This is a genomic window from Derxia lacustris (assembly GCF_002105195.1).
Taxonomy (GTDB): Bacteria; Pseudomonadota; Gammaproteobacteria; order Burkholderiales; family Burkholderiaceae_E; genus Derxia; species Derxia lacustris.
Window position 1 is genome coordinate 1 of record NZ_MUHU01000053.1, and the last position, 17,110, is coordinate 17,110.

30 protein-coding genes and 1 pseudogene are annotated in these 17,110 nt (G+C 62.5%); all 31 read left to right on the plus strand.

The genetic code is table 11. The features are described from left to right. Positions 1–350, plus strand: a pseudogene (locus tag B9P64_RS22770) (EF-Tu C-terminal domain-related protein); the annotation flags it as partial. A gap of 66 nt (positions 351–416) precedes the next feature. Continuing rightward, a complete protein-coding gene (gene rpsJ, locus B9P64_RS22775) occupies positions 417–728 on the plus strand; it encodes a 30S ribosomal protein S10 (protein ID WP_085318364.1) in 312 nt (103 codons plus the stop codon). A gap of 106 nt (positions 729–834) precedes the next feature. After that, a complete protein-coding gene (gene rplC, locus B9P64_RS22780; protein ID WP_085318365.1) occupies positions 835–1,491 on the plus strand; it encodes a 50S ribosomal protein L3 in 657 nt (218 codons plus the stop codon). A gap of 12 nt (positions 1,492–1,503) precedes the next feature. Beyond that, the gene (rplD, locus tag B9P64_RS22785) at positions 1,504–2,112 is read left to right on the plus strand and encodes a 50S ribosomal protein L4 (protein WP_085318366.1); all 609 of its coding nucleotides are present in this window, start codon (positions 1,504–1,506) and stop codon (positions 2,110–2,112) included. Next, a complete protein-coding gene (gene rplW / locus B9P64_RS22790; RefSeq protein ID WP_085318367.1) occupies positions 2,109–2,420 on the plus strand; it encodes a 50S ribosomal protein L23 in 312 nt (103 codons plus the stop codon). Before rplD ends, rplW begins: the two co-directional genes overlap by 4 nt. After that, the gene (gene rplB / locus B9P64_RS22795; RefSeq protein WP_085318368.1) at positions 2,420–3,244 is read left to right on the plus strand and encodes a 50S ribosomal protein L2; all 825 of its coding nucleotides are present in this window, start codon (positions 2,420–2,422) and stop codon (positions 3,242–3,244) included. The genes rplW and rplB overlap by 1 nt, the downstream gene beginning before the upstream one ends. Before the next feature lie 12 nt (positions 3,245–3,256). Continuing rightward, positions 3,257–3,532: a 30S ribosomal protein S19 gene (gene rpsS, locus B9P64_RS22800; protein ID WP_085318369.1), complete on the plus strand. Its 276-nt coding sequence runs from the start codon at positions 3,257–3,259 to the stop codon at positions 3,530–3,532. 4 nt (positions 3,533–3,536) lie between these two features. Then, complete coding sequence (gene rplV / locus B9P64_RS22805) at positions 3,537–3,866, plus strand: 50S ribosomal protein L22 (protein ID WP_085318370.1); 330 nt, start codon at positions 3,537–3,539, stop codon at positions 3,864–3,866. A gap of 8 nt (positions 3,867–3,874) precedes the next feature. Next, a complete protein-coding gene (gene rpsC, locus B9P64_RS22810) occupies positions 3,875–4,669 on the plus strand; it encodes a 30S ribosomal protein S3 (RefSeq protein ID WP_085318371.1) in 795 nt (264 codons plus the stop codon). Next, entirely contained in the window at positions 4,653–5,069 is a 417-nt protein-coding gene (gene rplP / locus B9P64_RS22815) for a 50S ribosomal protein L16 (RefSeq protein WP_085318372.1), read from the plus strand. Before rpsC ends, rplP begins: the two co-directional genes overlap by 17 nt. A 15-nt stretch (positions 5,070–5,084) precedes the next feature. Next, positions 5,085–5,279, plus strand: a complete 195-nt coding sequence (gene rpmC / locus B9P64_RS22820; protein WP_085318373.1) for a 50S ribosomal protein L29 — start codon at positions 5,085–5,087, stop codon at positions 5,277–5,279. Further along, a complete protein-coding gene (gene rpsQ / locus B9P64_RS22825) occupies positions 5,276–5,548 on the plus strand; it encodes a 30S ribosomal protein S17 (RefSeq protein WP_085318374.1) in 273 nt (90 codons plus the stop codon). The genes rpmC and rpsQ overlap by 4 nt, the downstream gene beginning before the upstream one ends. Positions 5,549–5,699: 151 nt before the next feature. Continuing rightward, positions 5,700–6,068: a 50S ribosomal protein L14 gene (gene rplN, locus B9P64_RS22830; RefSeq protein ID WP_028309887.1), complete on the plus strand. Its 369-nt coding sequence runs from the start codon at positions 5,700–5,702 to the stop codon at positions 6,066–6,068. Between the two features lie 12 nt (positions 6,069–6,080). Further along, complete coding sequence (rplX, locus tag B9P64_RS22835; RefSeq protein ID WP_085318375.1) at positions 6,081–6,395, plus strand: 50S ribosomal protein L24; 315 nt, start codon at positions 6,081–6,083, stop codon at positions 6,393–6,395. 10 nt (positions 6,396–6,405) lie between these two features. After that, a complete protein-coding gene (rplE, locus tag B9P64_RS22840; RefSeq protein ID WP_085318410.1) occupies positions 6,406–6,945 on the plus strand; it encodes a 50S ribosomal protein L5 in 540 nt (179 codons plus the stop codon). A 7-nt stretch (positions 6,946–6,952) separates the two neighbouring features. Next, complete coding sequence (rpsN, locus tag B9P64_RS22845; protein ID WP_085318376.1) at positions 6,953–7,258, plus strand: 30S ribosomal protein S14; 306 nt, start codon at positions 6,953–6,955, stop codon at positions 7,256–7,258. A 20-nt stretch (positions 7,259–7,278) separates the two neighbouring features. Continuing rightward, complete coding sequence (rpsH, locus tag B9P64_RS22850) at positions 7,279–7,674, plus strand: 30S ribosomal protein S8 (RefSeq protein WP_085318377.1); 396 nt, start codon at positions 7,279–7,281, stop codon at positions 7,672–7,674. Positions 7,675–7,691: 17 nt separating this feature from the next. Then, positions 7,692–8,225 (plus strand): 50S ribosomal protein L6, encoded by a 534-nt coding sequence (gene rplF / locus B9P64_RS22855; RefSeq protein ID WP_085318378.1) that lies wholly within the window; start codon positions 7,692–7,694, stop codon positions 8,223–8,225. A 12-nt stretch (positions 8,226–8,237) separates the two neighbouring features. Then, on the plus strand, positions 8,238–8,603 hold the full coding sequence (gene rplR / locus B9P64_RS22860) for a 50S ribosomal protein L18 (protein WP_085318379.1): 366 nt from the start codon (positions 8,238–8,240) through the stop codon (positions 8,601–8,603). 10 nt (positions 8,604–8,613) lie between these two features. After that, positions 8,614–9,135: a 30S ribosomal protein S5 gene (rpsE, locus tag B9P64_RS22865; RefSeq protein ID WP_085318380.1), complete on the plus strand. Its 522-nt coding sequence runs from the start codon at positions 8,614–8,616 to the stop codon at positions 9,133–9,135. Positions 9,136–9,138: 3 nt separating this feature from the next. Beyond that, a complete protein-coding gene (gene rpmD / locus B9P64_RS22870; RefSeq protein ID WP_085318381.1) occupies positions 9,139–9,318 on the plus strand; it encodes a 50S ribosomal protein L30 in 180 nt (59 codons plus the stop codon). 22 nt (positions 9,319–9,340) lie between these two features. After that, the gene (rplO, locus tag B9P64_RS22875) at positions 9,341–9,778 is read left to right on the plus strand and encodes a 50S ribosomal protein L15 (RefSeq protein WP_085318411.1); all 438 of its coding nucleotides are present in this window, start codon (positions 9,341–9,343) and stop codon (positions 9,776–9,778) included. 19 nt (positions 9,779–9,797) lie between these two features. Continuing rightward, positions 9,798–11,111: a preprotein translocase subunit SecY gene (gene secY / locus B9P64_RS22880; RefSeq protein ID WP_085318382.1), complete on the plus strand. Its 1,314-nt coding sequence runs from the start codon at positions 9,798–9,800 to the stop codon at positions 11,109–11,111. Positions 11,112–11,136: 25 nt separating this feature from the next. Then, on the plus strand, positions 11,137–11,355 hold the full coding sequence (gene infA / locus B9P64_RS22885; RefSeq protein WP_085318383.1) for a translation initiation factor IF-1: 219 nt from the start codon (positions 11,137–11,139) through the stop codon (positions 11,353–11,355). A 27-nt stretch (positions 11,356–11,382) separates the two neighbouring features. Then, positions 11,383–11,496, plus strand: a complete 114-nt coding sequence (gene rpmJ, locus B9P64_RS22890) for a 50S ribosomal protein L36 (protein WP_084544585.1) — start codon at positions 11,383–11,385, stop codon at positions 11,494–11,496. Between the two features lie 29 nt (positions 11,497–11,525). Continuing rightward, complete coding sequence (gene rpsM / locus B9P64_RS22895) at positions 11,526–11,891, plus strand: 30S ribosomal protein S13 (RefSeq protein WP_028309899.1); 366 nt, start codon at positions 11,526–11,528, stop codon at positions 11,889–11,891. 50 nt (positions 11,892–11,941) lie between these two features. Then, a complete protein-coding gene (rpsK, locus tag B9P64_RS22900) occupies positions 11,942–12,346 on the plus strand; it encodes a 30S ribosomal protein S11 (RefSeq protein WP_085318384.1) in 405 nt (134 codons plus the stop codon). A 119-nt stretch (positions 12,347–12,465) separates the two neighbouring features. Further along, positions 12,466–13,089, plus strand: a complete 624-nt coding sequence (rpsD, locus tag B9P64_RS22905; protein WP_085318385.1) for a 30S ribosomal protein S4 — start codon at positions 12,466–12,468, stop codon at positions 13,087–13,089. Between the two features lie 212 nt (positions 13,090–13,301). After that, positions 13,302–14,276: a DNA-directed RNA polymerase subunit alpha gene (locus tag B9P64_RS22910; RefSeq protein WP_085318386.1), complete on the plus strand. Its 975-nt coding sequence runs from the start codon at positions 13,302–13,304 to the stop codon at positions 14,274–14,276. A 193-nt stretch (positions 14,277–14,469) separates the two neighbouring features. Continuing rightward, positions 14,470–14,874, plus strand: a complete 405-nt coding sequence (gene rplQ, locus B9P64_RS22915) for a 50S ribosomal protein L17 (protein ID WP_085318387.1) — start codon at positions 14,470–14,472, stop codon at positions 14,872–14,874. A 113-nt stretch (positions 14,875–14,987) separates the two neighbouring features. Continuing rightward, positions 14,988–16,886, plus strand: coding sequence for a protein-disulfide reductase DsbD (gene dsbD / locus B9P64_RS22920; protein WP_085318388.1), 1,899 nt, complete (start codon positions 14,988–14,990; stop codon positions 16,884–16,886). Positions 16,887–17,110: the final 224 nt, after the last annotated feature.

Below are 17,110 nucleotides of genomic sequence, written 5' to 3' on the forward strand. Positions count from 1 at the left end.
TGCGCCGCCCCAAGCGCGAAGACGTCGCGCGCGGCCAACTGCTGTGAAAACACACCGCGATCAAGCAGCACACCCACTTCACCGCCGAGGTCTACGTCCTCAGCAAGGAAGAGGGCGGCCGCCACACCCCGTTCTTCAACAACTACCGCCCCCAGTTCTACTTCCGCACCACGGACGTGACCGGCGCGATCGAGTTGCCGAAGGACAAGGAAATGGTCATGCCGGGTGACAACGTGACGATCACCGTCAAGCTGATCGCCCCGATCGCCATGGAAGAAGGCCTGCGCTTCGCCATCCGTGAAGGCGGTCGTACCGTCGGCGCCGGCGTCGTCGCCAAGGTCATCGAGTAATGATCGAAAGCTCCGGCAGCGCTTGCCGGAGCTTCGCGATCGCCGCCCCGTTCTTTGGAGTACTAAATGACAAACCAGAAGATCCGCATTCGCCTGAAGGCCTTCGACTACCGTCTGATCGATCAGTCGGCACTCGAAATCGTGGATACCGCCAAGCGCACTGGCGCAGTCGTCAAGGGCCCGGTGCCCCTGCCGACCCGCATCCAGCGCTTCGATGTGCTGCGTTCGCCTCATGTGAACAAGACGTCGCGCGACCAGTTCGAGATCCGCACTCACCAGCGTCTGATGGACATCGTCGATCCGACGGAGAAGACGGTCGATGCGCTGATGAAGCTCGATCTGCCGGCTGGTGTGGACGTCGAAATCAAGCTTCAGTAATGCTTGATCGCGGCGTGTGCCGCGTGCCATAATCTGTGGCTTCGCTCGCCTCGTGCGGGCGCGAATTTTTTGGTCCGGCCAATCGCAGCCGGGTTTGGAGATAACAATGGGTCTTCGCTCCCAATTGGGTTTGATTGGGCGGAAGGTCGGCATGACGCGCATCTTCACGGACGATGGTGATTCCATTCCCGTGACTGTGCTCGACGTATCGAACAACCGCGTTTCCCAAGTCAAGTCCCCCGAAGTTGACGGCTACACGGCCGTTCAAGTCGTCTATGGTGTGCGTCGCGCTTCGCGCGTCACCAAGGCGCAGGCTGGTCATCTGGCCAAGGCCGGCGTCGAGGCGGGCTCTCTCGTGCGCGAGTTCCGCGTTGACGAGAGCAAGGCTGCAGAGCTCAAGGCTGGCTCGGTCGTCGGTGTTGATCTCTTCAGCGCTGGTCAGAAGGTTGATGTGCAAGGCACGTCGATCGGCAAGGGCTACGCTGGTGTCATCAAGCGCCACAACTTCTCGTCGAATCGTGCTTCGCACGGCAATTCGCGTTCGCATAACGTTCCGGGTTCGATCGGCATGGCCCAGGATCCGGGCCGTGTCTTCCCCGGCAAGCGGATGACCGGCCATCTCGGCGATGTGACTTGCACGGTCCAGAACCTCGAGATCGCGCGTGTCGACGCCGAGCGTCAACTGCTGCTGGTCAAGGGCGCAGTGCCCGGCGCCAAGGGCGGCTCGGTGGTCATCACGCCGGCCGTCAAGGCCAAGGCATAAGGAGCGAACGCAATGGAACTCAAGCTCCTGGGCAATGAAGGCACTGTCAGCGCTCCCGACACGATCTTCGGTCGTGAATACAACGAGCCGCTGATTCACCAGATCATCATCGCGTACCAGGCGAACGCCCGTTCGGGCAATCGCGCTCAGAAGGATCGCGAGCAAGTCCACCACACCACGAAGAAGCCGTGGCGCCAAAAGGGTACGGGCCGCGCTCGTGCCGGTATGTCGTCCAGCCCGCTGTGGCGTGGCGGCGGTCGCATCTTCCCGAACTCCCCCGAGGAGAACTTCACCCAGAAGGTGAACAAGAAGATGTACCGCGCCGGCATGCAGTCGATCTATTCGCAGCTTGTGCGCGAAGGTCGTCTGTCGGTGGTGGATTCGTTCTCGATCGATGCTCCCAAGACCAAGCTGCTCGCTGAAAAGCTGAAGGCGCTGGGTCTGGAATCGGTGCTGCTGATCACTGACAGCGTTGACGAAAATCTGTACCTCGCGTCGCGCAATCTGGCTCACGTCGAAGTGGTCGCGCCGGGTCAGGCCGATCCGCTGTCGCTCGTTCGCTACCAGAACGTCGTGATCACGAAGGCTGCGATCGACAAGATTCAGGAGATCCTGGCATGAGCAACTTCAGCGAAGAGCGTTTGTACAAGGTCCTGCTGGCGCCGGTGATTTCCGAGAAGTCGACGTTCGTTGCCGACAAGCACGAACAGGTTGTGTTCCGCGTGCTGCGCGATGCGACCAAGCCGGAAATTCGCGCCGCCGTCGAAAAGCTTTTCGAGGTGCAGGTGGAGTCGGTGCAGGTAAGCAACCGCAAGGGCAAGGTGAAGCGTTTCGGCAAGATGATCGGCCGTCGTGATCACGAGAAGAAGGCCTTTGTCTGCTTGAAGCCCGGTCAGGAAATCAACTTCCAGGCGTTGGAGGCGAAGTAATGGCCCTCGTCAAAGTAAAGCCGACGTCCCCGGGACGTCGCGGCGTGGTCAAGGTGGTGAACCCCAGTTTGTACAAGGGTCGCCCGGTCGCCTCGCTCGTCGAGCCGCAATCCAAGACTGCCGGCCGCAACAACAACGGTCATATCACGGTCCGTCACAAGGGCGGTGGTCATCGTCAGCACTACCGTGTCGTCGATTTCCGTCGCAACAAGGACGGCATCGTCGCGAAGGTCGAGCGCCTTGAGTACGACCCGAACCGGTCGGCCAACATCGCGCTGCTGCTGTATTCGGATGGTGAGCGTCGCTACATCATCGCGCCGAAGGGTATCGAGGTTGGTGCGCAGATCCAGAGCGGTCCGCAAGCGCCGATCAAGACCGGCAATGCGCTGCCCATCCGCAGCATTCCGGTCGGCACCACGATTCATTGCGTGGAAATGCTGCCTGGCAAGGGGGCGCAGATTGCGCGTTCTGCCGGTGCTGGCGTTCAGCTGCTGGCACGCGAAGGCGTCTATGCCCAGCTGCGTCTGCGCTCGGGTGAAATCCGCAAGGTGCATGTCGAGTGCCGCGCGACCATCGGTGAAGTCGGCAACGAAGAGCACAGCCTGCGCCAGATCGGCAAGGCCGGCGCCAATCGCTGGCGCGGCATTCGTCCGACGGTGCGTGGTACTGCAATGAACCCGATCGATCACCCGCACGGTGGCGGCGAAGGCCGCACTGGCGAGGGTCGTGAGCCGGTCAGCCCGTGGGGTACGCCGGCCAAGGGCTACCGTACGCGTAGCAACAAGCGCACGACGAGCATGATCGTCCAGCGCCGTAAGAAATAAGCGGAGGACTGAATGACTCGTTCAATCAAGAAGGGTCCGTTCGTCGACGCGCACCTCGTGCACAAGGTGGACGCTGCGCGTGCTTCGAATGACAAGCGGCCGATCAAGACCTGGTCGCGTCGTTCGACGATCCTGCCCGATTTCGTCGGGCTGACGATCGCCGTGCACAACGGACGCCAGCATGTGCCGGTGTACGTGTCGGAGAACATGGTCGGGCACAAGCTCGGCGAGTTCGCGCTGACCCGTACATTCAAGGGCCACGCTGCGGACAAGAAGGCGAAGAGGTAAGCAGATGGAAACTACCGCCACCCTCCGCGGCGTTCACCTGTCGGCCCAAAAAGGTCGTCTGGTTGCCGATCAGATTCGCGGCCTGAAGATCGACAAGGCACTCAATGTGTTGGCCTTCAGCCCGAAGCGTGCTGCGACGATCATCAAGAAGGTCGTTGAATCGGCGATCGCCAATGCCGAGCACAACGATGGCGCCGACATCGATGAACTGCGCGTCAAGCGCATTCACGTCGAAGAAGGCACCCCGATGAAGCGGTTTACCGCGCGCGCAAAAGGCCGCGGCAATCGCATCCTGAAGCGCACTTGCCACGTCTACGTGGTCGTCGGCGACTGAGGAAAGACATGGGACAGAAAATCCACCCTACCGGGTTCCGGCTCTCGGTCACGCGCAACTGGTCTTCGCGCTGGTATGCCAACGGTCGCGACTACCCGCAGATGCTCGGCGATGACATCCGTGTCCGCGAATATCTGAAGAAGAAGCTCAAGAACGCTTCGGTCGGCCGCGTGCTGATCGAACGTCCGGCGAAGAATGCTCGCATCACGATCTTCAGCTCGCGTCCCGGCGTCGTCATCGGCAAGAAGGGCGAAGACATCGAGACGCTGAAGGCCGATCTGCAGCGCCTGCTGGGTATCCCTGTTCATGTGAACATCGAGGAAATCCGCAAGCCTGAAATCGATGCTCAGCTGATCGCGAACAGCATCGCCCAGCAGCTCGAGAAGCGGATCATGTTCCGCCGCGCGATGAAGCGCGCGATGCAGAACGCCATGCGTCTGGGTGCTCAGGGCATCAAGATCATGTCGTCCGGTCGTCTGAACGGCATCGAAATCGCTCGCACCGAGTGGTATCGCGAAGGGCGCGTGCCGCTTCATACGCTGCGTGCCGACATCGACTACGGTTTCGACGAAGCCCGTACCACCTACGGCGTCATCGGCATCAAGGTTTGGGTCTACAAGGGCGACATGCTCGCCCGTGGCGAGGCGCCTACCGTGGCCGAGCCGGAAGAAGACAAGCGTGGTCGTCGCCCGGGTCGTCCGGGTCCGAAGGACGGTCGTCCGCCGCGTGGCCGCGGCACCCGCAGCGATGGCGTGAAGCCCGCTCGCAAGGTTGAAGGAGAGAAGGATGCTGCAGCCAGCTAGGCGGAAATACCGCAAGGAACAGAAGGGCCGCAACACGGGCCTGGCGACTCGCGGCGCCTCGGTGTCGTTTGGTGAGTACGGTCTCAAGGCCGTCGGCCGTGGCCGTCTGACCGCGCGCCAGATCGAGGCGGCCCGTCGCGCGATGACCCGTCATATCAAGCGTGGTGGTCGCATCTGGATCCGCATCTTCCCGGACAAGCCGATTTCGCAAAAGCCGGCTGAAGTCCGGATGGGTAACGGCAAGGGCAATCCGGAGTACTACGTTGCCGAGATTCAGCCCGGCAAGGTTCTGTACGAAATGGACGGCGTTGATGAAACGCTCGCTCGCGAAGCTTTCCGCCTCGCGGCGGCGAAGCTTCCGCTGCAGACGATCTTTGTCACGCGCCAGGTCGGCGCCTGACGCAGGGAGCAAACAATGAAGTCGAGTGAACTCCGCACCAAGGATGTTCCGGCCCTCGAAGCCGAACTCAAGGACCTGCTGAAGGCCCACTTCGGTCTGCGCATGCAGCACGCCACGCAGCAACTGTCGAACACCACGCAGCTGTCGCGCGTGCGCCGCGACATTGCGCGCGTGAAGACCGTTCTGCATGAGAAGGCGAGCAAGCAATGAACACCGAAACCAAGACCGCGCTGCGCCGCGTCCTTCAAGGGCGTGTCGTGAGCGACAAGATGAACAAGACTGTCGTCGTGCTGGTTGAGACTCGGGTCAAGCACCCGCTCTACGGCAAGTTCATCAAGCGCTCGAAGAAGTATCACGCGCACGACGAAGCTGGCGAATGCAATGCCGGCGATACCGTCGAGATCAGCGAATCGCGCCCGATCTCGAAGACCAAGGCGTGGGTCGTGACCCGTCGCATTGCACAAGCTCAAGTGGTTTGATGCATGAAAGCTTGACGCCGCAATGGCGTCAAGCTATAGTCTTTTGCTTTCCTTCTCGCGCATTTGCGCGAGGCCTCTCCCAAACAGGCCCAGCCTGACGGGACCAAGACTGACCAAGGCGTCAAGCCTCGGCTTAAGTTGGGACTAATCCATGATCCAGATGCAATCGACTCTGGACGTCGCTGACAACACCGGTGCGCGTACGGTTATGTGCATCAAGGTGCTCGGCGGCTCCAAGCGCCGGTACGCGAGTATCGGGGACATCATCAAGGTGAGCGTCAAAGACGCCGCTCCCCGTGGTCGCGTCAAGAAGGGCGAGGTGTACAACGCCGTCGTCGTTCGGACCGCCAAGGGCGTTCGCCGCCAAGATGGTTCCCTCGTCCGTTTCGACGGCAATGCCGCCGTTCTCCTGAACAACAAGCTCGAGCCGATCGGTACCCGTATTTTCGGGCCGGTGACGCGTGAGCTGCGTACCGAGCGATTCATGAAGATCGTCTCGCTCGCGCCTGAAGTTCTGTAAGGAGCGCGACCAATGAACAAGATCCGCAAGGGTGACGAAGTCATCGTCCTCACGGGCAAGGACAAGGGCAAGCGCGGCGTCGTGCTGCAGCGCCTGGATTCCGAGCGCGTGGTGGTCGAGGGCATCAATGTCGCGAAGAAACATGTCCGCCCGAACCCGATGAAGGGTGTTCAAGGCGGCATCGTCGATCTCACGATGCCGATCCACATCTCGAACGTCGCGCTGTTCGACGCGAAGGCCGGTTCGGCCTCGCGCGTTGGCGTGAAGGTCGAAAACGGCGAAACGCTGCGCTTCTTCAAGAAGAGCGGCGAGCTCGTCAAGGCTTGAGGTGGCGACGATGGCAAGACTGCAAGAGTTCTATCGCGAGAAGGTCGTGGCTGATCTGACCGGCAAGTTCGGTTATTCGTCGGTCATGGAAGTCCCGCGTATCACCAAGATCACCCTGAACATGGGTGTGGGCGAAGCGATCTCCGACAAGAAGGTGATCGAGCATGCCGTTGGTGACATGACGAAGATCGCCGGCCAGAAGCCGGTGGTCACCAAGGCGCGCAAGGCTATCGCCGGTTTCAAGATTCGTCAGGGCTATCCGATCGGTTGCATGGTGACGCTGCGTGGCGTGCGCATGTATGAATTCCTCGATCGCCTGGTGACGGTTGCACTGCCCCGCGTGCGTGACTTCCGAGGCATCTCGGGGCGCGCTTTCGATGGCCGTGGCAACTACAACATGGGTGTCAAGGAGCAGATCATCTTCCCGGAAATCGAGTACGAGAAGGTCGATGCGCTTCGTGGGCTGAACATCAGCATCACCACCACCGCGAAGACGGATGAAGAAGCCAAGGCGCTTCTGGCCGCCTTCAAGTTCCCGTTCAAGAATTGAGGTCGGCATGGCGAAGCTTAGCCTGATCAATCGCGAGATCAAACGCGCAGCCCTGGCGGACAAGTTTGCCAAGAAGCGCGAAAGCCTGAAGGCGATCATCGGCGACCAGTCGAAGTCGGACGAGGAGCGCTACGAAGCTCGTCTGAAGCTGCAGCAACTGCCCCGCAATGCCAACCCGACGCGCCAGCGCAATCGCTGTGCAGTGACCGGTCGGCCGCGCGGAACCTACCGCAAGTTCGGTCTCGGCCGCATCAAGCTGCGTGAAGCGGCCATGCGTGGCGAAGTGCCGGGCATGGTCAAGGCCAGCTGGTAAGCCGACGGACGGAGAACGCTATGAGTATGAGTGATCCCATCGCCGACATGCTGACCCGGATTCGCAACGGCCAGCAGGTTGAGCGCAAGTTTGTCGATATGCCCTCGTCGAAGCTCAAGATCGCGATCGCGAACGTGCTGAAGGACGAAGGCTATATCGAAGGTTTCGAAGTGAAGACGGAAGACGGCAAGCCCACGCTGCGCGTCGAGCTGAAGTACTACGCGGGTCGTCCGGTCATCGACCGTATCGAGCGCGTGTCCAAGCCGGGTCTTCGCATTTACAAGGGGCGTGACGGCATTCCTCAGGTCATGAATGGCCTCGGCGTGGCGATCGTCTCGACGTCCAAGGGTGTGATGACGGATCGTCGTGCACGCGCTGCGGGTGTCGGTGGCGAAGTCCTTTGCTACGTCGCCTGATCCGGGAGGAATGAAAAATGTCTCGTGTTGGTAAGGCACCGATCGAACTACCGAAGGGCGCCGAAGTTGCGCTCGATGAGCAGACGATCACCGTCAAAGGCCCGTTGGGCACGCTCAGCCAGGCTCGCCACCCGAAGGTTGGCGTCGAAATCGTGGATGGAAAGATTCAGTTTTCCGTCCTCGACGACAGCCGTGAAGCGAATGCCATGTCTGGCACGCTGCGCGCCATCGTCGCGAACCTCGTGACCGGCGTCACCAAGGGTTTCGAACGCAAGCTGACGCTGATCGGCGTTGGCTACAAGGCCCAAGTGCAAGGCGACAAGCTGAATCTGTCGCTCGGTTTCTCGCACCCGGTCGTCCACACGCTGCCTGCTGGCGTGAAGGCTGAAATGCCGACCCCGACGGAAATCGTCATCAAGGGCTCGGACAAGCAGTCGGTTGGCCAGGTCGCGGCTGAGATTCGCGCCTATCGTCCGCCCGAGCCCTACAAGGGCAAGGGTGTTCGCTACTCGGATGAACGAGTGGTGATCAAGGAAACGAAGAAGAAGTAACGGAGCCAGGCTATGAACAAGAAGGAATCTCGCCTGCGCCGCGCGACTCAGACGCGAGCCAAGATCGCCGAACTTCGCGTCGTGCGTCTGGCGGTGCATCGCACCAACACGCATATCTACGCGAACGTCATCGCGGCCGACGGCGGTACCGTCCTGGCCTCGGCTTCGACGGTCGAGAAGGAAGTGCGCGATCAGCTTGCCGGTCAGACGGGTCGTGGCGGCAACGTCGCCGCAGCTGCCCTGGTGGGTAAGCGCGTTGCCGAAAAGGCCAAGGCCGCGGGTATCGAGTCCGTCGCCTTCGACCGTTCCGGCTTCCGTTATCACGGCCGCATCAAGGCGCTCGCCGATGCTGCGCGTGAAGCCGGCTTGAAGTTCTGAGGACACGACGATGGCGAAAGTGCAAGCGAAGGTCGGTGGCGGCGAAGAACGCGACGACGGCCTCAAGGAAAAGATGATCGCGGTGAACCGCGTCACCAAGGTGGTGAAGGGCGGCCGGATTCTCGGTTTTGCCGCACTGACCGTGGTTGGCGATGGCGACGGCCGCGTGGGCATGGGCAAGGGCAAGGCGCGTGAAGTGCCGGTTGCCGTGCAGAAGGCCATGGACGAAGCCCGCCGCAAGATGTTCAAGGTGTCGCTCAAGGGCGGCACGCTGCAACACGCGGTGGTTGGCAAGCATGGTGCGTCGACGGTGCTGATGTCGCCCGCCAAGGAAGGTACCGGCGTGATCGCCGGCGGCCCGATGCGCGCCATCTTCGATGTGCTCGGCGTGACCAACGTCGTGGCGAAGAGCCTGGGGTCGACGAATCCGTACAACATGGTTCGCGCCACGTTGAACGGTCTTCAGACCATGAGCACGCCGGCCGAGATTGCTGCCAAGCGCGGCAAGTCGGTCGAAGAGATTCTGGGGTAAGCCATGGCCGACAAGAAAATCAAGGTCACGCTGGTTCGCAGCGTCATCGGTACGCGCGAATCGCATCGCGCCACCGTGCGCGGCCTGGGCCTCAAGCGTTTGAACAGCACCAGCGAACTGGTGGATACGCCCGCGGTTCGCGGGATGATCAATAAGGTGTCTTACCTGCTCAAGGTCGAGTAAGGCCCGGCAGGGGGTGATCAGCATGAAACTGAATGACATCAAGCCCGCCGAGGGCGCCACGCACGCGAAGCGTCGTGTCGGTCGCGGCATCGGTTCTGGTTTGGGCAAGACGGCCGGTCGCGGCCACAAGGGTCAGAAGTCCCGCGCTGGCGGCTTCCACAAGGTCGGCTTCGAAGGCGGTCAAATGCCTTTGCAGCGGCGTCTGCCCAAGCGCGGCTTCAAGTCGCGGACCAAGGAATTCAACGCCGAAGTCCGTCTGTCGGATCTCGATGCGCTGGCTTCCGCAGAAGGTGTGATCGATCTGCTGACGCTGAAGGCGGCCGGTATCGTTCCGCATCTGACGCTGGTTGCGAAGGTTGTGCTTTCGGGTGCTGTGACCAAGAAGGTCACGTTGCGCGGCATCGGTGCGACGGCGGGTGCCAAGGCAGCCATCGAAGCCGCCGGCGGCTCGCTCGAATAAGACGGTCAGGAGAAGCGCGTTGGCGACAGCGACTGCTGCCCAGAAAGGGCGATTCGGTGATTTGAAGCGCCGTATCGTTTTCCTTCTGATGGCTTTGCTGGTTTATCGGATTGGTGCGCATATTCCGGTTCCCGGAGTTGACCCGACCCAGATAGCCAAGCTCTTTGGCAAGGGCGGCATTCTGGACATGTTCAACATGTTCTCGGGCGGCGCGCTTTCTCGTTTCACCGTGTTTGCGCTCGGGATCACGCCGTATATCTCTGCGTCGATCATCATGCAGTTGCTGGGAATCGTTTCACCCCAGCTCGAAGCGCTGAAGAAAGAGGGAGAGGCTGGTCGCCGGAAAATGACGCAATACACGCGTTATGGCACGGTGTTTCTGGCGACTTTCCAGGCGTTTGGTATTGCTGTCGCGCTGGAATCGCAAGCGGGGCTGGTGATTGAGCCCGGCGTGATTTTCAAGTTCACAGCTGTCGTTTCGCTCGTGACCGGGACGATGTTCCTGATGTGGCTGGGTGAACAGATCACGGAACGTGGTTTGGGCAACGGTATTTCGATCATCATTTTCGGCGGTATCGCAGCCGGGTTGCCGAATGCGCTGGTGAGTTCCTTCGATCTGGTACGCAATGGCTCTGTCGGTCCTTTTGCGGCGATCGTGATTCTCGCTCTCGTGGTTCTGGTGACCATGTTTGTGGTGTTCGTGGAGCGGGGCCAGCGGAAGATCGTGGTCAATTACGCGAAGCGTCAGGTTGGCAATCGGATTTACGGTGGGCAGAGCTCGCACTTGCCGCTGAAGTTGAACATGGCCGGGGTGATTCCGCCGATCTTTGCGTCGTCGATCATTCTGTTTCCGGCCACGTTGACCAACTGGTTCAGCAGCAGCGAGTCCATGCGGTGGCTGCGCGATATTTCCGCGACGCTTTCGCCGGGGCAGCCGCCCTACGTGATCCTGTATGCCGCTGCAATTGTTTTCTTCTGCTTTTTCTATACCGCGCTGGTTTTCAACAGCAAGGAAACGGCAGACAACCTGAAGAAGAGTGGGGCGGTTGTCCCGGGTATCAGACCTGGTGAACAGACGGCCCGCTATATCGACAAGATTTTGATGCGACTGACCTTGGTCGGCGCGATTTACATCACCCTGGTGTGCCTGCTGCCGGAGTTTCTGATTCTCTGGAAGAACGTTCCTTTCTACTTTGGCGGAACGTCGCTGCTGATCATCGTGGTGGTGACCATGGATTTCATGGCGCAGGTTCAGGCCTACGTCATGTCGCACCAATACGAGAATCTGCTCAAGAAGGCCAACTTCAAGGGAGCCGGTTCGCCTTCGCGTTGATGCGAAGGCAACCTCCAGGACGGGTATGGCGAAAGACGATGTAATCCAGATGCAGGGCGAGGTGGTCGAGAACCTCCCGAACGCCACGTTCCGCGTCAAGCTCGAAAACGGTCATGTCGTGCTCGGGCATATCTCGGGAAAGATGCGGATGAATTACATCCGTATCCTCCCGGGAGACAAAGTCACGGTGGAATTGACGCCGTATGACCTGAGCCGGGCACGGATTGTTTTCCGTGCCAAGTAGTCAAGAACAGAGTTTTGGGAGTCCGAGATGAAGGTAAACGCTTCGGTAAAACGGATCTGCAGGAACTGCAAGATCATCAAGCGCAACGGCGTGGTGCGTGTCATCTGCACGGATCCGCGTCACAAGCAACGCCAGGGCTGAGTGCCGGCGAGTAACGAAGGAAACTTGAAATGGCACGTATTGCTGGCGTCAACATTCCGAATCATCAGCACACTGAGATCGGTCTGACCGCGATTTACGGTATTGGCCGTTCGACCGCACGCAAGATTTGCGACGCTGCCGGCGTGCCGATGAACAAGAAGGTCAAGGATCTGTCCGACGGCGACCTCGAGAAGCTGCGCGACGAGATCGGCAAGCTGACGGTGGAAGGCGATCTGCGTCGTGAAGTCACGATGTCGATCAAGCGCCTGATGGACCTCGGCTGCTATCGCGGCCTGCGTCACCGCAAGGGCCTGCCCTGCCGCGGTCAACGCACCCGCACGAACGCCCGCACCCGCAAGGGCCCGCGCAAGGCGCCGCAATCGCTGAAGAAGTGATCGGCCGTCCGGCCTGATCAGCTCGCACAGCATCTCGAAGGAAACTCGCAATGGCGAAAGCATCCAACGCAGCGTCGTCGCAGCGCGCTCGCAAGAAGATCCGCAAGAACGTCGCGGAAGGCATCGCGCACGTTCACGCATCGTTCAACAACACGATCATCACGATCACCGACCGTCAGGGCAATGCCCTGTCGTGGGCAACTTCGGGTGGCCAGGGCTTCAAGGGTTCGCGCAAGTCGACGCCCTTCGCTGCTCAGGTTGCTGCCGAATCGGCTGGTCGTGTCGCACTCGAATGCGGCATCAAGAACCTCGAAGTTCGCATCAAGGGCCCGGGCCCGGGTCGCGAATCCGCGGTTCGTGCGCTGAATTCGCTTGGCATCAAGATCACCCAGATCGCCGATGTCACGCCGATTCCGCACAACGGCTGCCGTCCGCCGAAGCGTCGTCGCATCTGATTCACCGCGCTCGGGCTGGCATTGCGCCGGCTCGTCGCACAAGCCCATTGCCCGCGCATCTGGCGCGGGCTGACGCGGGGGCAAGGCCCTGCCGCGAAGACAACACCCAAGGATAGAAGATGGCTCGTTATATCGGCCCCAAGGCCAAGCTCTCCCGCCGCGAAGGCACTGACCTGTTTTTGAAGTCGGCGCGTCGCTCGCTGGACTCGAAGTGCAAGCTTGACAGCAAGCCCGGCCAGCACGGCCGCACCTCGGGTTCGCGCACGTCCGACTTCGGCAACCAGCTGCGTGAAAAGCAGAAGGTCAAGCGCATGTACGGCGTGCTGGAACGTCAGTTCCGCCGTTATTTCGCTGAAGCCGATCGTCGCAAGGGCAACACCGGTGAAAACCTGATCGCCCTGCTCGAATCGCGTCTCGACAACGTCGTGTACCGCATCGGTTTTGGCTCGACCCGCGCCGAAGCGCGTCAGCTGGTCAGCCACAAGGCGCTGACGCTGAACGGCACTGTCGTCAATGTGGCGTCGATTCAAGTGAAGCCGGGCGACGTGATCGCCGTGCGCGACAAGGCCAAGAAGCAGGCCCGTATCGCCGAATCGATCCAGCTGTCGGAAACCGTTGGCGTGCCGGGCTGGGTTGCGGTCGACAAGACCAAGCTCGAAGCCACGTTCAAGAACGTGCCGGACCGCTCGGAAGTGGCCCAGGACGTGAACGAATCGCTGATCGTCGAACTGTATTCGCGCTGATCTGCGCGGAACGCCCGCCGCGTGCCGGCAGGCGTTTTCAAGAGTCGAGGACCGCGCCTGCGCGACCTCGGCTTTCTGTCTTTTTTGGCCCGGTTTTTTGCCGACGCCTTCGGTTGTGCGACTCGCGGCCCGTCGCCCAGCCCTGATTCTGCGGGCCGCCCTTCAGCCTTATCGGCGTAACGAGCCGAGGGTATTGGACAGGAAAGACCTCAATGCAAAGCATTCTCAAGCCCCGCGCGATCGACGTCGAAACCATTGCGCCCAATGTGGCCCGCGTGACGATGGAACCGTTCGAGCGCGGCTATGGCCACACGCTGGGCAACGCGCTGCGTCGCGTGCTGCTGTCGTCGATGGTGGGTTTCGCGCCGACCGAAGTCTCGATCGCGGGTGTGGTGCATGAGTACTCGACGATCGACGGCATGCAGGAAGACGTGGTCGACTTGCTGCTCAACCTGAAGGGCGTGACCTTCAAGCTGCACAACCGCGACGAAGCGATCGTGACGCTGAAGAAGGACGCGCCGGGCGTGGTGACGGCGGGCGACATCGATGTCTCGCATGACGTCGAGATCATCAATCCCGATCACGTCATCGCCCACCTGACCGCCGGCGGCAAGCTCGACATGCAGATCAAGGTCGAGCGCGGCCGTGGCTATGTGCCGGGCACCATGCGCAACCTGGGCGAGGAATACAAGCAGATCGGCCGCATCGTGCTCGACGCGTCGTTCTCGCCGGTGCGCAAGGTCAGCTACTCGGTCGAAGCGGCCCGCGTTGAACAGCGCACCGACCTCGACAAGCTGGTGATGCACATCGACACCAACGGCGTCATCACGCCGGAAGAAGCGATCCGCCAGTCGGCCCGCATCCTGGTCGACCAACTGTCGGTGTTTGCCGCGCTCGAAGGCATGGCCGACACCACGGTGCGCGCCGAAGCCGGTCGCCCGACGGTCGATCCGATCCTGCTGCGCCCGGTCGACGATCTGGAACTGACGGTGCGTTCGGCCAACTGCCTGAAGGCCGAGAACATCTTCTACATCGGCGACCTGATCCAGCGCACCGAGAACGAGCTGCTCAAGACGCCGAATCTGGGTCGCAAGTCGCTCAACGAAATCAAGGAAGTGCTCGCCTCGCGCGGCCTGTCGCTCGGCATGAAGATCGACAACTGGCCGCCGGTCGGCATCGACAAGTAATTGCACTGCGGCCTGCTGGCCGTGGCAGCGGCGACCGCCGGAGCGATTCCGCCGGTCGCCGCGGATTTTCCGGGTTCGCGTTTCGGCTAGACTCGCGGGCCCTCAACCGAGGCGGGTGAACTGCTAGGTCGCACGGCGACCCGGTGCCCGCCGACAAACGTGCCCGATTCAGGGACAACAGAAAGGAAAAGTCATGCGTCACCGCAATGGCCTGCGCAAGTTCAACCGGACTTCCGCCCACCGCCAAGCCATGTTCCGCAACATGGCCAACTCGCTGATCCTGCACGAAGCCATCAAGACCACGCTGCCCAAGGCCAAGGATCTGCGCAAGTTCGTCGAGCCGCTGATCAACCTGGGCAAGACGCCGTCGCTGGCCAATCGCCGCCTGGCCTTCGACCGCCTGCGCGACCGCGACTCCGTCGTGAAGATCTTCAACGTGCTCGGCCCGCGCTACGCCACCCGTCCGGGCGGCTATCTGCGCGTGCTGAAGTTCGGCTTCCGCGTTGGCGACAATGCGCCGATGGCCTTCGTCGAACTGGTTGACCGTCCGGACGTCGAAGAGACCGCCGGCGTCGAGGAAGAAAGCGCCGAAGCGTAAGCTTTCGGGCTTCACGCCGACCAAGAAGAAGCCGGGCTTGCCCGGCTTTTTTCTTGCCCGTCGCAAGCCGCTCAAGGCCGGTTGACGGTGTGAAATCTTTTTGGGCAGCAGTTATGGAAATAGCGTTCCTGATCGTGGCCGCGCTTGTCGCGTGGCTGTTCCAGCGGCAGCAGGCAGTCGGACTGATCGCCGCAGCGCTGCTCGCCGGTCCGGCCTGGGCGGCCGACGACTTCCTCGATCCGGCCGAGGCCTTCCGCATGAGCGCCCAGCTGGTGGCGACTGAGCAGGGGCCGGCGATCGAGGCGCGCTTCGTCGTGGCCGAGGGCTATTACGTCTATCACGACCGGTTCGCGTTCAGCGCCGAGGGCGCGACGCTGGGCCCGGCGGCGATCCCGCCCGGCAAGGTCAAGTTCGACGAGAACTTCGGCAAGGACGTGGAAACCCATCGCGGCGAGCTGGTGGTGCGGATTCCGGTGCAGCGTGCCGACGGCGCCTTCGACTTCAGCGCGCGGCTGCAGGGCTGCGCCGACAAGGGCCTGTGCTATCCGCCCGAGACGCGGGTTGCGCGGCTCGATCCGGCGGCGCTGGCGGCCGCGCCCGCCGCTGCCAACGACGCCAGTGCCGGCGACCGCATCGCCGGCGCGCTCGCATCAGGCTCGGTGCTGACCATCGTGCCGGTGTTTCTGCTGCTCGGGCTGCTGCTCAGCTTCACGCCCTGCGTGCTGCCGATGCTGCCGATCCTGGCCTCGATCATCGTCGGCCAGAGCCATCGCGCGGGCGGTGAAGGCACGCCGCACAAGCCGAGCCGGGCGCGCGGCTTTTCGCTCGCGCTGGCCTATTCGCTCGGGATGGCGCTGGTCTACACCGCCATCGGCGTGGCGGCCGGGCTGGCCGGCGAGGGGCTGGCGGCGGCCTTGCAGAAGCCCTGGGTGCTGGCGCTGTTTGCCGCGCTGCTCGCATTCATGGCGCTGTCGATGTTCGGCTTTTACGAGCTGCAACTGCCGGCCGGGCTGCAATCGCGGCTGGCGTCGGCCTCGGGGCGGCAGCAGGGTGGGCGTCATCGCGGCGTGTTCGTGATGGGCGCGATCAGCGCGCTCATCGTCGGCCCCTGCGTGGCGGCGCCGCTCGCGGGCGCGCTGCTCTACATCTCGCAGACGCGCGATGTCTTCCTCGGCGGGCTGGCGCTGTTTGCGCTGGCCACCGGCATGAGCGTGCCGCTGCTGCTGCTCGGGCTGTCGGCCGGCACGCTGCTGCCGCGCGCCGGCGCCTGGATGGAGGCGGTCAAGCGCTTCTTCGGGTTGCTGCTGCTGGCCACCGCCGCCTGGATGCTGGCGCCGGTGCTGCCGCCGGCGGCAGCGATGCTGGTGTGGGCCACGCTGGCCTTCGTGGGCGCGGCGCTGCTGCGCGTGTTCGAGACCCTGCCGGCCGGCGCCAGCGTGGCGCTGCATCTGGGCAAGGGCATCGGCTATCTGCTGTTTGCGCTCGGTGCGGTGCAGGTGGTGGGCGTGGCCAGCGGCGGGCGCGATCTGCTCAAGCCGCTCGAAGCGCTGGCAGCCGCGCACGCCGGCGAACGCACCGCAGTGGCCGACAAGGCCGCCGCGCCGGCCGATGCGCGCTGGCAGTCGGTCGACAGCCTGGCCGCGCTCGACGCCGCGCTGGCCGGCGCCAACGGCCGCATCGTGCTGCTCGACTTCTATGCCGACTGGTGCGTGAGCTGCAAGGAGATGGAGCGCTTCACCTTCGCCGATCCGGCGGTGAGCGCGCGGCTCGACCGCCTGCTGCTGCTGCGCGCCGACGTGACCGCCAATGCCGATGCGCATCGCGCGCTGCTCAAGCGCTTCGGCCTGTTCGGGCCGCCGGGCATCGTGTTCTTCGCGCCGGACGGCCGCACGCTCGACAAGCCGCGCGTGATCGGCTTCGAGGATGCGTCGGCGTTCGCCGCCTCGCTCGACCGCGCCGATGCCGCCGCGCGCGTCTCCACCGTGGCCCAGGGACTGCTCGCGCCGCGCTGACCGCAGTGTCGGCCGGCGCTTACGAGGGAAGAGCCTCAATGTCCGCCGGCACCGGGCGCGGTTAAGGTGGCTGCGGGGCAAGGCCGTCGAGCGTCCGGATTGCGTCATTCCTCGCCGGGATTTCGGGCGATGGCGCAGCCGCCCGGCCAGCGATGATCGGTCGGCACGCTCGGTGTCGGTCGATGACCGGTCGGGTCCGGCATCTGCCACCGCTGCCAACGGGG